The following is a 14,953-nucleotide window of genomic DNA, read 5'->3' as shown; positions in this document are numbered from 1 at the left end:
TAAAAAGGAATTTTCGGAAATGGCAATCCCGGCATATTTATGGCTTAAAGACGACGGCGGTGCACTGATTAAAGGCGGTGTGGATGTCAAACATCGGGAATACAGTATCGAGGTTCGAGGTTTTCACCACAACTTAATGATTCCCACTGATAACGCTACGGGCAAAGTGACGGGTACACGTTATGCACTCACCATTGCTTGTGGTTAAAGAGTTCGATTCGTCCAGCCCATACATCTACAAGGCAGTGGCAACGGGTCAATGCCTTGCTTCAGCTGAAATCAAATGGTATCGGATAAATGATGCTGGTCAGGAAGTGGAGTATTTCAACATGCTGTTGGAAAAGGTGCGTATCGTTTCGATTACACCAGCAATGGCCGCAGCCAGCAATCCGAATGAAAATCATATGGAAACTGTTGAGTTGCGTTACGAGAAAATCACCTGGAAGCATAATGATGGGAACATTATCTTTGCTGACTCGTGGAATGATCGCCAAACCGCATGATTAAAAAAGGGGCTAAAGCCCCTTAATCATAAAGCCATTTACCCGCCTTAGCCGATTCTGCGAACATTCTTACAGTTAAGGGCTTTCTGGTCTTTTCTATGTCCTTACGCTTAACCTTAAACCAGCGAGTGAAAAACGGAAGGTTTTCCCAGGGAAAGTAGAAGGACCAATTTACGACTGACAGGTCCACTTTAAAGGTTTTTTCATAAGCTTCGAGGGCATATACGAAATCATCACCTGGAGCAAAATCTTGTAGCTCGGTATCAAACTCAAGCGGAACCTCTCTTTTCAAATCGAAATCGTAGTAGCCAGGTATTTCCTCGCGGAACATTGATAAGACTTTTTCTTCCATTAAAAGTATGTCCATGCAATACGATCTTCTGGACGGGCTATTAAATTATATTTTGATCTGGTTTCGGCGGCCACCTGCTGGATTAATATGACCGCCATTGCATATCCAACAAAGGGGACATATCTATCTATCAGTGCAGCCCATTTTGTGGTTTTTCGCATAGTCAAGGTATTGAACGACTTACCAACCGGCGTCCACGCTTTAAGGCCAAAGGGCAGTTTCGCTTGCTTTAAAAGGGCCCTCGATAGCTTTGACGCCACGCTTGTTCCCGGTATTGCAGTTACCATCTTGCCCGGAACCGGAATGTAAGGCTGCCCTGTAATAATGAGAACTGTAGCCGTAGTATCTAACCCGAGGTGATTTGATAAGCTTTCAATAAAAATTAGACCAAATAACTCTTGATTACTCAGATTGGCGTGGCCGTGATAAAAGTACGTTCCGTTTAGCTCTTCAATAGTATCCATTTCAATATCCTTTTGATTAGAAGGGCTTTAGGATACTGCCGCATTTATTAGCAGGCAATATGCCCCCTCGCACTGGATATCATCATTGTTCCTTCCGTCACGTTAATCGCTCCGTTGATACCAGAAACTGGCAACGGTTTCTCAGACCCACGCACCCGCGGGCTATTTTCGCGAAGGTAACATCCGGATTAGCGTGTTATCGCGCCGGCGATAGTGATGCCAGAGGGCAGCCAGAGCATGTAATCCGATAAGATAATACCCGGCGTTCGCGAGCCATTCATGCAGCGTTTTAAACTGTTTCTGTAAAGGGAGATCCGGAAAAACACTTTTAGGCATAAGGATGTTAAACATCGTCCAGTCATGGCCGCCATAATAACGTGACAAGATGCCCAGCACCGGCAAGCTTAAAAACATCAGATATATAAGTACATGAGCCGAACCTGACAAATAATGCTGCCAGCGCGACAACACGGGTTTAACCGGCGGCGTGACATACATTGCGCGAACAAACAGACGCATACACATCAGGAATAATACGCAAAATCCCAGGCTGTAATGCGTAAGGGCTAATAACTCCCTCGCTGGCGTGCCTTTTGCAAACCACCCTTTTATATCCATCGTGGCATAGGTCAGTACGACTAACACAAACACCAGCCAGTGGAGCATAATTTGAACGAAAGAATATCGGGTACGCATAGAAGTTCCGGTAAACGAAGAGACGTTAACCTTACTTATGCAGACTTAAGCTTACCTTAAGAACAATGACGGAGAGTAATGAAAAGGAAAAAATCCCCAGAAACGCGAGAATTTTTAAAAGGGGGAACAGCAGAATAAAAACTGGCGGTGAAGTACGTTTTTCTGCCCGGCTAAAAAGCGGGGCAGAAAAGCGCAGCACATCAGCCGTGAGGTCAGCGCGCGATCAGGAAGCTTTCAAGTGTCGCGCCGCCATCCAGCGCTGCTTTAATGGCAGAAGGTGTGCGACCCTGACCCGTCCAGGTTTTTTTAGAACCGTCAGTGTCTGTGTACTCATAAATGGCCGGACGTGGCTTACGTTTGGCTTTAGTGGTTTCTTTCGCGCTCTGGTGGCCCAACAGGTCATCAATCGCGATGCCATCGTTTGCCAACATTTCGCGGTATTTCAGTAATTTTTCGTCGCGCTCTTGTTGCTGCGCACTGCGCGCTTTGGCATTTTCGCGAGTTTCTTCAACAATGGCAGTCAGTTTCTCAAGAATTTCTTCCAGAGTACTCAAAGGCATTTCGCGAGCCTGAGCCCGAAGTGTACGGATATTATTCAAAACGTTTAATGCGTTGTCCATGATGTGCTCACTTTAGATATGTGCCATTAAATTAGTGACTCTGATTCTACACAAACCAATATTGATATCAATTGCGTCAGGATAATATTACAACCTATTACACAATTCCTGCGTGAGCCTCTTTGGTTTATTGCGTTTTAATGCGTTAGTTTTATAAGTAATTATTGACTCTGGGTTAATAAATTTTCAGCGCACAAATCACCTGCAGAACTTCAAAATAAGCAGGAAAACATTATTAAGCTAAATTTACCTCTCTTTATAAGAGTATCAGTGCGTGAATAACATATGTTGCTATTATGTACAAATCGGGCCAGTTCTTTTCTTTTGATGCGGATCTCACGCTTACTCTTATTCATTTCGCTAAAAATTTTCCTGCCGGAAATCGACGAAAAGCATCTTCTGCACAAAAAATTTAAAGCGGTTTACGCAGCATCGCTTTAAAATGTGACTCACGTCACACATGATGTTTATTTACCCTATGTTTAAGACCATTTTTATTGTTTGCGCCGCGTGTGTGGCGCTGAAGCTCGCACTGGACTGGCAGATTATTTTGCAGGTGGCGGAAGGTTAACCGTTAACTGAGAGGCCAGAGCCGCAAATTCTGTCAGATTGCGGGTTAATGCGCCGCGCCGCCATATCAGCCACGTTGTCAAAAAACGATAATTGTCGGCCAGCGGCCAGATGCTCACCGTGCTGCTGCCCGGCATACTTTCCAGCATACTGCGCGGCATCAGCGCCAGCCCGCCGCCGGCTATCACACAAGCCAGCATGCCGTGATAAGACTCCATTTCGTAGATTTTCCCCGGCGCAGCGCCATCATCCGCATACCAGCTTTCGAAATGGCGACGATAAGAGCAGTTCGACCGGAACGCATACAGAATCTCCCCGTTAACCTCCTGCCCACGAGTCACAGGCGCGTGATGTAAGGGGGCGACAATCACCATTTCTTCTTTATACACTGGCACGCCATCCAGAACCGGATGCAGCACAGGGCCGTCGACAAACGTCGCTTCCAGCGCCCCTTCCAGCAATTTATCCAGCAATTCCCCTGAAGGGCCAGTGCTCAGCGCCAGTTCAACCTTGCTGAATTGCTGGTGATAGCGCGCCAGTAAAGTGGGGATCCGCACCGCTGCAGTGCTTTCCAGCGCGCCCAACGCAAATATCCCCTGCGGTTCTGTGCCCGCCACGGACACCCGCGCTTCTTCGACTAAATCGAGAATACGGTTGTTGTAACTGAGAAAGTTTCGCCCTGCTGGCGAAAGGCGCAGACGCTGATTCTCGCGGATGAATAATTCGACGCCCAGTTCCGCCTCAAGCTGTTTAATGCGTGTTGTCAGATTCGACGGGACACGATGCACCCGCTGGGCGGCGGCGCTGATACTTCCGGTTTCAGCAACGGCGCGAAACATCTCGAGCTGTGACAGATTCATAGTCTTTCTCAAAAAGTGAACGGTTTACTTATTTTTATTCATTTTTATTCATCTTCGCAAGTCTCTATGCTGAACGGACTGGATAAATGAGGAGCACATAATGACAACGCCCGACACACACGCAATTTCGCTCAACCCGTTCAACGGCCAGCGTATCGCAGAGTATCCTTTCGACACCGCACTGACTCTTGAGATGGCAGTCACACAAGGCAGCGCGGCCTATAAGCAGTGGCGCAAAACGGATATCGCTCAGCGCGCATCCCATCTGCATAATCTGGCGACAGAACTTCGCGAAGCCAGTGAAGATATCTCCCGCATGATCAGCCGCGAAATGGGTAAACCCATTAAACAGGCGCGCGCTGAAGTGGAGAAATCCGCAAGCCTGTGCGAATGGTATGCCCTGCAGGGCCCGGCGATGCTCGCACCTGAACCCACCATGGTCGATAACGGCGAAGCGCATATTCATTACCGCCCTTCCGGTATGATCCTGGCGGTTATGCCGTGGAATTTCCCGGTCTGGCAGATCCTGCGCGGCGCGGTACCTGCGTTACTGGCGGGAAATACGTTCCTGCTTAAACCTGCCCCTAACGTGATGGGCACGACCCGTCTGGTGAAACAGGCTGCGCTGAAAGCCGGTTTTCCGGCAGGGGCCTTTGGCGTAATTAATGTCGGGAATGCAGATGTTGCCGGGCTGATTGCTGATCCGCGCATTGTTGCCGTCACGGTAACCGGCAGCGTGCGTGCCGGTGGTGCTATTGCGGAGCTGGCAGGTAAATCACTGAAGAAATGTGTGCTGGAGCTGGGCGGCTCTGATCCATTTATCGTGCTCAATGACGCCAACCTCGATGAAGCGGTGAAGGCGGCTGTCACGGGCCGCTATCAGAATACCGGACAGGTTTGCGCCGCCGCGAAACGTATGATTGTTGAAGAAGGTGTGCTGGAAGCCTTTACCGAGAAATTTGTGGCCGCCACGCGGGCACTGGTCATCGGCGACCCGCAGGACGACGACACCTACATCGGCCCGATGGCACGCTACGACCTGCGCGATGAGCTGGACAGGCAGGTTCAGGAAACGCTGTCAGAAGGCGCAACGCTGTTGCTCGGTGGTGAGAAAATTGCTGGCGAAGGTAACTTCTATGCCCCCACTATTCTGAGCAACGTGACGCCACAAATGACCGCATTCCGTCAGGAGTTATTTGGCCCGGTCGCAGCGATTACGGTTGCACGCGATGCTGAGCATGCGGTCGAACTGGCGAATGACAGTGATTTTGGTCTGAGCGCGACGATTTATACCGCCGACCTGGCACGGGCAGAACAGATGACTGGCGAGCTGGAAACCGGCGGCGTATTTATTAACGGCTACAGTGCGTCAGACCCGCGCGTAGCGTTCGGTGGCGTGAAAAAAAGCGGCTATGGTCGTGAGCTTTCACACTTCGGTTTACGCGAGTTCTGTAACGTGCAGACCGTGTGGAGCAACCGTAAATAACCGTTAACCGGTGGAGGTTTAAACTAATCACAGGATTTTATAATCCTGTGATTATTGTTTTTTTGCCAGCCTGTGAGGCCGGGCATCAATCGCCGTGACGGCCTGCTGATAACGAGACGCCTTTGTGGTTACTTAAACAGCCCCATCAGATGGTCCAGAATCAGCGAAGAGAGGGTGAAATCAGGGTCAGCAAATGTGACACCCTGCGCACCAAGATGTGAGAATAATGGCAACGTCAGTGCAGGTAACACACATAACAGCAGTCCGTTGATACCACTGGCAATAATCGCGCCACGGAAACCGCCGGTGGCGTTACCGAAGATGGCCGCCGCGCCTCCCGTAATAAAGCTCGCCATAATGCCCGGAACAATAATGGGCAATCCGACAAACGGGAAAATGAGAATACAGGCCAGTTCCACAGAGAAGCTCACCAGAAAACCAATCAACGTGGCATTTGGCGCTTTAGTGAAAAGCACCATGACATCCACCGCCGGGACCGCGCCAGGTGCGAAAACTCGTGAGAATCCTTTAAACGCCGGTACGATTTCCGCCGTAAATAAATTGACGCCTGCTTTGGCGAGATACAGACCGCAAGCAAACACAGCCGACTGCTCAAGAATAAAAATAATCGTATTCTTATCTGCCGCACCGGCGCCATACACAAGCGTCATCGCCGTTTTGATCTGCGGTTGCGTAGCGAATACACAGGATATCAGCAGAAGAACCAGCATCGTTAAAAGCGTGGCGATATTGGGTTCACGCAGGAAATCAAACTTGTTACTGATTTTGAGATGTTCTGTATCGGTCTTTTTATTACCGAACCATTTTCCCATATATGAACCGATGATATATGAAGATATGGCTGCGTGAGAAATGGCATATTCGTCAGAACCGATGATTTCACGGCTAAATCTGTTCAGGAAAAACGGAGAAGCGGCCATATAAAGACCGATGAAAATCGACGAGATGATAATAATGGGATAATAGCTATAACCCAGTTGCATCAGCACTGCTGTTAATGCAAAGGACATAAACAGGACAAGATGCAGCGAGAGATAGATAAATTTCAGACGCGTAAAGCGGGCCAGAAGGATATTAATCACCATAGAGAACAATAGAATTATCGCTGCCGTTGAACCAATCTGATCGATGGTTGCTGCCATAATGGCTTCATTACTCGGCACCACACCAACAATGTTAAAGGCGTTAGAAAACAAAGTGCTAAAAGCCGTTAACACTTTCATTAAGATTGAGCCACCGACCTTTATCATGGTAAATCCGATAAAAGAAAGTGCCGTTCCGGTGATGATTCTTGATACCGATGCTTTTTGAAAAACCAATCCCAGAAATGCGATAATCGCAATGATAACAGCCGGTGTTTTAACCAAACTCAGAAATATTTCCATCTTCCCCTCTTTCATTGAATTTATATTGATTGAAAGTTGCGGCCTTTTTATAAGAAACTTTATCGTTACATTTTTTCAACATTCCTCATTCATCCTTGCTCAGACGTCATTCGAAATTTGTTTTTATGAAACAATGTTTCTTTTTATTTGGCACGGTGTTTTATATAGAGTTCGTGAAAGGGATGATGTGAAGTGACTCGCAATTAGTGGAGCAGAAGGCATTTTTTAATGTGTTTTGGAATAGACATAACAAGAGGACACCGGTCTGGCGAAGCGCAATGCTGGCCGCCGCTTCCCGCGCCGTGGGTCTGAATCCTTCGACGCTATCCAGCGCACTCTCCGGACCGTGGACGAAAGGTGAAATGCGCATACTGCAGACAGGGCGTGAAATGTGCCCCTTCTTGCACTCATTTCAAAAATACATGACCTGTAACCAGGTGAAAATATCCTCTGTTACTTTCGTGTTAATTGTGGCGGGAGGTTGCTTAACAAAGAATTAGCAATTAAAGCTAAAGGTCATTACATGAAAAGGTATTTATTAACCTCACGCCCGTTAAATATCTCAGATGCGTCATCACAACGATCGATTAACGGTGCGGCTTAATATCCGATTTAGAAAAATGACCTGATGAGGAGTAAATCCATGAAAGGCTTAGTGAATGATGTCTTATCCATATTCTCACCCAAAGCGGTTAAGCCTGTTTTGGTCCGCTCAGGGTTATCACATCGCGAGATCGCCTCGCTGCAAGCTGTCGGCGTGAGCACGGTGTCCTGGGCTACCTCCATGGAAGAACTCAACAATGCATTTGTTAAAAAAGCACTGGATGCAGGCGCTGTCGGCTACCACATTACCCATGTGGAATCGCACAAACCGGGTAAAGAGCAGCAACACGTTATGGCTGCCACCGCGACCTTTTACCATATCAATCACAAAGTGGCCTATGGCTGATGTGCCGAGCAGAGTGTCATGAAATAAGAACGCCGCAGGCTTTAGGGTTTGCGGCGTTATTTATTGATGAGAAAGCATATTGAAGACCATTCACTGGCCGCGCGGTACACGGGTGGAGCGCCGCCCCATCAGCCTGGAGCATCATCATTCTCTTTTTCTTAATGATAATTACGGGTAAGATTAGTCCGAATAATAACATGTAAGGAAATAGAAATGGGATCTATGGTTTTTTGTAGAGGATGCGGAAAGGAGATCCACGAGTCGGCTAAATCATGCCCTCATTGTGGCGCCACTCAAAGTATTAATCCTCAGGGGACTAAAAGCAGGGTTGCTGCAGCGTTGTTAGCTTTCTTCCTGGGTGGTTTTGGTGTTCATAAGTTCTATCTGGGTAAAATCGGGCAAGGGTTCTTATACCTCATCTTCTGCTGGACGTTTATTCCTTCAATAATTGCATTCATTGAATTCATTATTTATCTGTGCGATTCAGATGAAAACTTCGCCAAAAAATACGGTTGAGTTTAGCTATCTGATTATAAAAGCCGCTTTCAAAGTGGCTTTTTGAAATCTACTAAACATTAAAAAACCCACACCCACCTTTCGGCAGATGCGGGTTCGCATAATCTCTTTACGCTAAATCAGATTACATCTGGATCAGATGTTTGATTTTCACGTCAGGATTGGTGTCGGCAGCATAATCAACACCGTTCAGGCCAAAGCCGAACAGACGCATAAATTCGCTTTTGTAGCCTGCAAAATCAGTCAGTTCCGCGATGTTATCGTTGGTAACTTCATTCCACAGTTTACCCACTTCAGCCTGCACTTCTGGCGCGATCTCTTTCAGGTCAGCGCGCAGACGGCCTTCGTTGTCGACCAGCGGCTCAGCGCCGTACAGGCTGTCTTTGTACAGACCGTAAACCTGCTCGATACAACCTTCGTGAGTGCCCTTCTCTTTCATCACTTTGAACAACAGTGAAAGGTACAGTGGCATCACAGGAATAGCAGAACTCGCCTGCGTCACAACGGCTTTCAGTACGGAAACGCGTGCGTCGCCGCCCTGCTCTGCCAGTGTGCTGCGGATATCCAGAACACGTTTGTCCAGATCCTTCTTGGCTTCACCGATAGAACCGTTCCAGTAAATGTCCTGCGTCACTTCTTCACCCAGATAGGTGAATGCGGTAGTTTTCGCGCCTTCAGCCAGCACACCGGCAGCCTTCAGATCGTCGATCCACATCTGCCAGTCTTCGCCACCCATCACTGCCACGGTGCCCGCGATTTCTTCAGGCGTTGCCGGTTCCAGCGTGGTTTCGTTGATGGTTTCTTTGTCGGTGTTGATGCCGCGAATAGTGACTTGCTTACCGATTGGTTTCAGGGTGGAGTTGAACACTTCACCGGTTTTAGGATGGGTGCGACGTGGCGCAGCCAGGCTGTAAACCACCAGATCAACCTGACCTAAATCTTGTTTGATCAGCTCAATGGTCTTTTGCTTCACTTCGTCAGAGAACGCATCGCCGTTGATGCTTTTTGCGTACAGACCTTTGGCATCGGCAAATTCTTCGAATGCGGCTGAGTTGTACCAGCCCGCAGTGGCGGTTTTGGATTCGTCGCCCGGACGTTCGAAGAAGATACCCAGCGTTGCTGCGTCAGAACCGAAAGCAGCTGAGATGCGGGCAGCGAGGCCGTAACCGGTAGAAGCACCGATCACCAGGACTTTTTTAGGACCGCCTGCGATTTTGCCTTGCGCGGTAACGTAGTCGATTTGTTCTTTAACGTTCGCCTTGCAACCTTCCGGATGGGCAGTAACACAGATAAAGCCACGGATGCGTGGTTTGATAATCATATAGACCTCATTGCAACTGTCTCAGTAAATTGGCCGATAGAATATAGGTTTGCGCCGTTTCAGGCAAAACCTGACGCTTCTTCGCCGTGTAAACAGAGTTCTCTGACCCGAAAACAGGCTCGTTTTCGGCAGAAAGCATAAAATTTGAGCCAAAAATTATCTCTGTAGTGTAACGCAGTCCCGCCGGGATGTTCATTTCAGGCCTCACGCATTCCAAAAGCATGGCGGCGGCATACCGCACATTCATTATCCTGCGCAGACCAGGCGGGAAATATGCAGCCACACACCCGGCATTGTGCTTGTTCAAGCCTGGAAACGGTTAACGTACTTTCACTGTTTTCACGCGCGGATACGGAGATAGCGCCATCAAAGCACACCGCCTCGCAGTTGCCACAACCGGTACATTTCACAGGATCCAGCGTTAATGCCAGATTATCCAGGCGGATGGCTTGTTCGGGACAGACACGGCTACAGGCGCCGCAGAGTACGCAACGGTGTTTATCGAGATCAACGTGATATTCACTGATCTGTGTAAAACGGGCGCGCCTGAACCGACGCCCGACAGGTACGTTACCGGCAGAAGCGCCTTCGTTTTTAAGATGCAACCACCGGCGGCGTGAACCGTTCATCGTTTGCCGGGACGGTGGCACAATATTCCACAGCGGTTCCTGCATTCGTTTCAGGCGAACATTCAGCGTGGCGATGGCCTTAAACCAGCCAGCCGCGCTTTCCGCTTTCATCTCAACAAAACGGATGCCGTATTCGCTGTGCCACATCAGCAATTCTTCAGTACAGGGCGCAACGCGAGTCAGCGGCATCACCAGCCGGTCAGCGCGATAATGCCTTTGCGGCGGTGCAATGCCCTCCGGCGCACCGGTGGGGCAGTTAAAAAGACAATAACCGCAGCCGATACAGGCCTGCGGATCCATCTCTATCATGCCTTCTTCATTGAGCGTAACGGCCCCTGTCGGGCAAACATCTGCACAGGCCACGCAGCGGCTATTTTTCACCGTATTGCGCACGCATGCCCGTCCGGCGCACATCATGCGCGGACTGGCATGAAGCGAAAACACACGCATCAGTGAATGCTGAAGAAGTTAAAACGCAGCATGATTTCTGCCAGTAACACCGCCGTCCCGCCCGTCACCAGCAGTAAGCGGCCAATACGGTGCGTTTGCAGGCTGCACGCCGTGATAATCGTGCCTACAGTCAGTATCACCCACGCCATCAACCGCAACGTGCCGGACTGAGCGAAAGCCACCAGCGGCTGATGCGGGAACGTCACCGCATCGCGGCTCACACCGTTCAGATACTCAAGATACACCGGCTGTTCCAGCAGGCGCGCCAGCGTAACGACGATCAGCGCGCCACCGCAGATAACCGAGATCCTCCTCGCCTGTTTCCAGGGCAGCCACGGGCAGCGGGAAAGCCGCCACAGCGCGGTGATGGCCCCCAGACTCAGCGCGGTTGCGTAAAACATCACGTAAGTATTGATGTGCATCCAGGTCGCGACAGACGCATGGACGTAAATCGCGCTCATGCAGAAGAGATCAATCAGGCCCAAAAGAGAAGCGAGCAGCATAAGAGAAGTCGCGACGCGTTTTGCTACCAGCCCAATCAGCGTGGTCAACCCCAGAATACCGAGATAAAGACTGGCGAAAACGATTTCCCGGCTCAGCCAGGAACTGCTGATATGACTCAGCGCATGAAAGGCATTCAGCGGATAGCCCAGATGCGCGGTTGAAGCGACAAGGCCCAGCGCACCGGCGACAAAAGCCAGCAACATGGCAGGTACTGCAACGCGCCATTTTTCCTGCGTATTCAGGCTGTCAGCGGCATACATCAGGATAAATGTGGTGAAAAGCGTGCTGCCTACGGAAAGCTGGATCAGCAACGTAAAGACGATCAGTGGCCATTCCTGCATGATTATTGACTCCCTTTTTCTGCACCCTGGTGCGGTTTGATGACCAGATTGGGGTGAGTGAGCGCTGAATCTGGCAATCCCTGAACATCACAGAGGCTGCCGTATTTCGTCCGTAATTCATCGATCGGACCAAATTTGATCGCACCTAACGGACAGGTTGAGACGCATACCGGCTGCTGACCGCTTGCCTGCAAATCGACACAGAAATCACATTTCGACATCTGACCGGTCTGCGTATTCAGTTGAGGAGCACCGTACGGGCAAGACCACGCACAGTATCCGCAACCGACGCATTTATCGGTATTCACCCGCACAATGCCGTCACCAGGACGTTTATGCATGGCCGTGGTCGGGCAATTTTTAGTACAAACCGGGTCTTTGCAGTGATTGCAGGAAATAGACAGCGTATAGGCGTACACGTTGTTGATCATTCCGCCCATGCCTGTGGGGATGAAACCGCCCCCTTTGATTTCATAGATACGGCGAAAACGCCTGCCCACTTCAAGATTGTTTTTATCTTTGCAGGCGACCTGACAGGCTTTACAGCCGGAACAACGTGAGGAATCGATAAAGAAGCCGAGCTGGCGGCCGCTGACCGGTGGATAATCAATAAACTGGCTCATGCCTTAACAACCTCCACAAGCATGGTTTGATGGGAATTCCCTTTCGCCAGCGCGGTAATACGCGCCGAACTGAGTACGTTGGCGCAACCGCCGTGATCGACACCGCTGGCATCCGGCTGCCACCAGGCACCAGCCTGCATCGCCACCACACCGGGCATAATCCGCTGAGTCACTTCCGCCGGAATTTGCGTCACACCACGGTCATTGTGAATACGTACGCTGTCGCCCTGCGCGATACCGCGCCGTTGGGCATCCAGCGGATTGATCCACAGTTTTTGTGTCTGCACTTCCTGCAACCACGGGTTGGCATACTGCGTCGAGTTCGCCCGGTTTTTGCCTTTCCAGGTAATCAGCTGCAACGGGAATCGCGCCGAAAGTGCATCCTCCGGCCCTTCGTGAGCGGGCACATAGTGCGATAACGCCGGGATTTCCGGGTGATTCATGTCATAAAGCCTGCGCGAGAAAATCTCGATTTTGCCGGAAGGTGTCTGGAAAGGATGGTTTTTCGGGTCGCGGATATTATCTTCAAACGCCACATGCGGCGCGCTTTTGAAAAGATGTCGGCGGGTGACCTGCAATTGTTCAAAGGTCGGCAGTTCCTCCTGCGGCATCGCCTGACGGGTTTTCTCCCAGATGTGGACAATCCATTCTTTCTCCGTACGCCCCTGACTGAATTCCTGTTCGACGCCCAGTTTTGCTGCCACCTCGCGTAACCAGTCGTAATCCGACCGGCTTTCAAATGGGGGTTCAATCAGTTTTTCAGACAACATCAGATAATTGCCGGTGCCCCAGGTTTCACCGATATTCCAGCGTTCCATAAAGCTGGTTTCCGGCAGCAGCAGATCGACATATTTAGCGCTTGGCGTGAGGTAAAGATCGCTGGCAACAATGAATTCAATTTTCGATTCATCTTCGAGCACCTTTACGGCCTGATGGATATCCGGGTTCTGGTTAGCCAGATAATTACCCGCGAGAGAGAAAAGAATGCGGATATTGCTGTCGAGTTTTTCCCCGCCGGTCAGCCCGTCCTTTGGTGTGACAAGGCTCGCGTCATCGGCTGCCTGTACCCAGTTCATCACCGAGATTTTTTGTTTCACCGGATTGTCCGGCATCTCCGGCCCCGTGGTGAATTTACGGTTGCCAATGCCGCCGTAACCGCCCGCCCAGCCACCTTTGACCCCGACATTGCCGGTAAGGGTGGCCAGCAGCGTCGAGCCGCGCGCGGTACGTTCGCCACAATTATGCCGCTGTGGCCCCCAGCCCTGGATCAGTGCGGCAGGTTTGGTTGTTGCATACTCTCTGGCCAGCCGGCGGATGGTCTGAGCCGGAACATGGGTGATCACTTCTGCCCATTCTGGCGTTTTTTTCACGCCATCTTTAGCACCTGTCAGATACGCCATCAGCGATTCGTTCGGCGGCACGCCTTCCGGCATTGAGCTTTCATCAAATCCGAGCGTATAGCGCTCAATGAAGGCTTTATCGTGCAGATTTTCGCTGACGATGACGTACATCATCGCATCCATAAGCGCGTTATCTGTTGAAGGACGCAGCGGGATCCATTCATCCGCCAGCGAAGAAGCGGTATCTGAATAGCGCGGATCTACCACAATGAAGCGCGTGCCGTTTTGCTTCATCTGCTGAAAATAGTGATTGGTGTGACCAAAAATGGTTTCAGTCGGATTATGCCCCCACAGGATCACCAGCGGCGTATCTGCCAGTGTATCCAGCGTGTTACCGCTCGCCGCCGTGCCGTAGGTGTAGGGCGTCGCCGCCGCCGTATTTCCCATACTGACAGAATGGTAGGAACTGAGATGACCGCCGGTCAGATTCAATAACCGGCGGGCCATAGTATCGCCGGAGAATGCGCCGCCGCTGACTGCGGTCCCGACATGCACGTAGCGCGATGACGGGCCGTATTTTGCAGTAATACGTTGCAGATTTTCAGCAATAAGCGTCGTCGCCTCATCCCAGCTTATCCGGACAAATTTGCCTTCACCGCGTTTGCCAACGCGCTTCATCGGATATTTCAGACGATCAGGATGATAGACAAACTTCCGGTAACTCCGTCCACGGACACAGGCACGCATCACCGGCATGGCAGGGTCAAGTTCTGCATCAGGCCGCGTGGTAATTTGAATAACTGCGCCGTCCTGAACATGCGCCCGGATATCACATTTTCCACCGCAGTCAAACGTACTACATGTCGCCACCACGTTGACCGGAGATGGCGCTAATCCTGAAGGGGTAACAGAAGATTTATCGACGGCATGACTGAATTTGAATCCGGCCAGAGGAAGCGCAGCCACCATGCTGCTGACCTTGACGAAATCACGCCGGGTAATATTTGAAATTATGTCACATTTATTTTTCATAACATTGGCTCAAAAAGGAAAAGATCTTCCCACGCTTAACTCAAATTATTCCTTGTGGGATATCAAACCAATGCGCGCTGTGACTCACTTTTAGGTAAGAATAGAGGCCTCATCATCGTTTGATGGAGCCTGACATTTTTGATGTTTATTTGTTAAGCATTACTAATCACTTTTACGAATATCTCGCCACAAAAAAGTAATATTTCCCCCGTTAAATTCAGCGCCACCAGCCTTCGTTTCCCTTCATTTTTCCCGTTTCCTTTCAATATCCGGATTATGCGTTAGATTTAT

General features: G+C 50.1%; 15 protein-coding genes and 1 pseudogene. 5 read left to right on the top strand and 11 right to left on the bottom strand.

All coding sequences use genetic code 11. The features are described 5' to 3' along the window. Positions 1-19 precede the first annotated feature (19 nt). Positions 20-503: pseudogene (locus UC14_RS10435) on the top strand (Hcp family type VI secretion system effector). Positions 504-525: 22 nt separating this feature from the next. Here UC14_RS10435 and UC14_RS10430 read toward each other — a convergent pair. The 5 genes from UC14_RS10430 to UC14_RS10410 form a co-directional block, all read right to left on the bottom strand. Further along, positions 526-870 (bottom strand): DUF1493 family protein, encoded by a 345-nt coding sequence (locus UC14_RS10430; RefSeq protein ID WP_037032727.1) that lies wholly within the window; start codon positions 868-870, stop codon positions 526-528. Beyond that, positions 855-1,319 carry an STM2901 family protein gene (locus UC14_RS10425; protein WP_013578021.1) on the bottom strand — a complete coding sequence of 155 codons (465 nt, stop codon included), beginning with the start codon at positions 1,317-1,319 and terminating at the stop codon, positions 855-857. Before UC14_RS10425 ends, UC14_RS10430 begins: the two co-directional genes overlap by 16 nt. A gap of 162 nt (positions 1,320-1,481) precedes the next feature. After that, positions 1,482-2,015 (bottom strand): cytochrome b, encoded by a 534-nt coding sequence (locus tag UC14_RS10420; RefSeq protein ID WP_037032725.1) that lies wholly within the window; start codon positions 2,013-2,015, stop codon positions 1,482-1,484. A 212-nt stretch (positions 2,016-2,227) separates the two neighbouring features. Next, positions 2,228-2,635 carry an H-NS family nucleoid-associated regulatory protein gene (locus tag UC14_RS10415; protein ID WP_013578019.1) on the bottom strand — a complete coding sequence of 136 codons (408 nt, stop codon included), beginning with the start codon at positions 2,633-2,635 and terminating at the stop codon, positions 2,228-2,230. Positions 2,636-3,180: 545 nt separating this feature from the next. Continuing rightward, positions 3,181-4,065: a LysR family transcriptional regulator gene (locus UC14_RS10410; protein ID WP_112197651.1), complete on the bottom strand. Its 885-nt coding sequence runs from the start codon at positions 4,063-4,065 to the stop codon at positions 3,181-3,183. A gap of 100 nt (positions 4,066-4,165) precedes the next feature. Here UC14_RS10410 and UC14_RS10405 point away from each other — a divergent pair, with 100 nt between their 5' ends. Further along, positions 4,166-5,551 (top strand): aldehyde dehydrogenase family protein, encoded by a 1,386-nt coding sequence (locus tag UC14_RS10405; protein WP_112197650.1) that lies wholly within the window; start codon positions 4,166-4,168, stop codon positions 5,549-5,551. A gap of 128 nt (positions 5,552-5,679) precedes the next feature. On the opposite strand, the gene UC14_RS10400 is transcribed toward UC14_RS10405, so the two are convergent. Beyond that, a complete protein-coding gene (locus UC14_RS10400) occupies positions 5,680-6,957 on the bottom strand; it encodes a PTS ascorbate transporter subunit IIC (protein WP_013578016.1) in 1,278 nt (425 codons plus the stop codon). Between the two features lie 278 nt (positions 6,958-7,235). Here UC14_RS10400 and UC14_RS10395 point away from each other — a divergent pair, with 278 nt between their 5' ends. The 3 genes from UC14_RS10395 (at position 7,236) to UC14_RS10385 (ending at position 8,422) form a co-directional block, all read left to right on the top strand. After that, positions 7,236-7,457: a helix-turn-helix domain-containing protein gene (locus tag UC14_RS10395; RefSeq protein WP_071823648.1), complete on the top strand. Its 222-nt coding sequence runs from the start codon at positions 7,236-7,238 to the stop codon at positions 7,455-7,457. Between the two features lie 143 nt (positions 7,458-7,600). Then, entirely contained in the window at positions 7,601-7,906 is a 306-nt protein-coding gene (locus tag UC14_RS10390) for a DUF1471 domain-containing protein (protein WP_013578014.1), read from the top strand. Positions 7,907-8,119: 213 nt separating this feature from the next. Then, a complete protein-coding gene (locus UC14_RS10385; RefSeq protein ID WP_013578013.1) occupies positions 8,120-8,422 on the top strand; it encodes a TM2 domain-containing protein in 303 nt (100 codons plus the stop codon). Between the two features lie 124 nt (positions 8,423-8,546). Here UC14_RS10385 and fabV read toward each other — a convergent pair whose 3' ends face one another. From fabV to UC14_RS10355, 5 genes are all read right to left on the bottom strand, one after another. Further along, on the bottom strand, positions 8,547-9,743 hold the full coding sequence (fabV, locus tag UC14_RS10380; protein WP_013578012.1) for an enoyl-ACP reductase FabV: 1,197 nt from the start codon (positions 9,741-9,743) through the stop codon (positions 8,547-8,549). A 197-nt stretch (positions 9,744-9,940) separates the two neighbouring features. Then, positions 9,941-10,822: a 4Fe-4S binding protein gene (locus UC14_RS10370; protein WP_013578010.1), complete on the bottom strand. Its 882-nt coding sequence runs from the start codon at positions 10,820-10,822 to the stop codon at positions 9,941-9,943. Beyond that, the gene (locus UC14_RS10365) at positions 10,822-11,667 is read right to left on the bottom strand and encodes a DmsC/YnfH family molybdoenzyme membrane anchor subunit (protein WP_014416627.1); all 846 of its coding nucleotides are present in this window, start codon (positions 11,665-11,667) and stop codon (positions 10,822-10,824) included. Before UC14_RS10365 ends, UC14_RS10370 begins: the two co-directional genes overlap by 1 nt. 2 nt (positions 11,668-11,669) lie before the next feature. After that, a complete protein-coding gene (locus UC14_RS10360) occupies positions 11,670-12,290 on the bottom strand; it encodes a DMSO/selenate family reductase complex B subunit (protein WP_014416626.1) in 621 nt (206 codons plus the stop codon). Then, entirely contained in the window at positions 12,287-14,662 is a 2,376-nt protein-coding gene (locus UC14_RS10355; RefSeq protein ID WP_112197649.1) for a DMSO/selenate family reductase complex A subunit, read from the bottom strand. The genes UC14_RS10360 and UC14_RS10355 overlap by 4 nt, the downstream gene beginning before the upstream one ends. Between the last annotated feature and the right edge of the window lie 291 nt (positions 14,663-14,953).

It is taken from the genome of Rahnella sp. NRRL B-41462, from assembly GCF_003263525.1.
GTDB classification, from domain to species: Bacteria; Pseudomonadota; Gammaproteobacteria; order Enterobacterales; family Enterobacteriaceae; genus Rahnella; species Rahnella aceris.
Note: the sequence above shows the minus strand (reverse complement) of the source record. Positions and strands in the feature narration are given on the sequence as shown.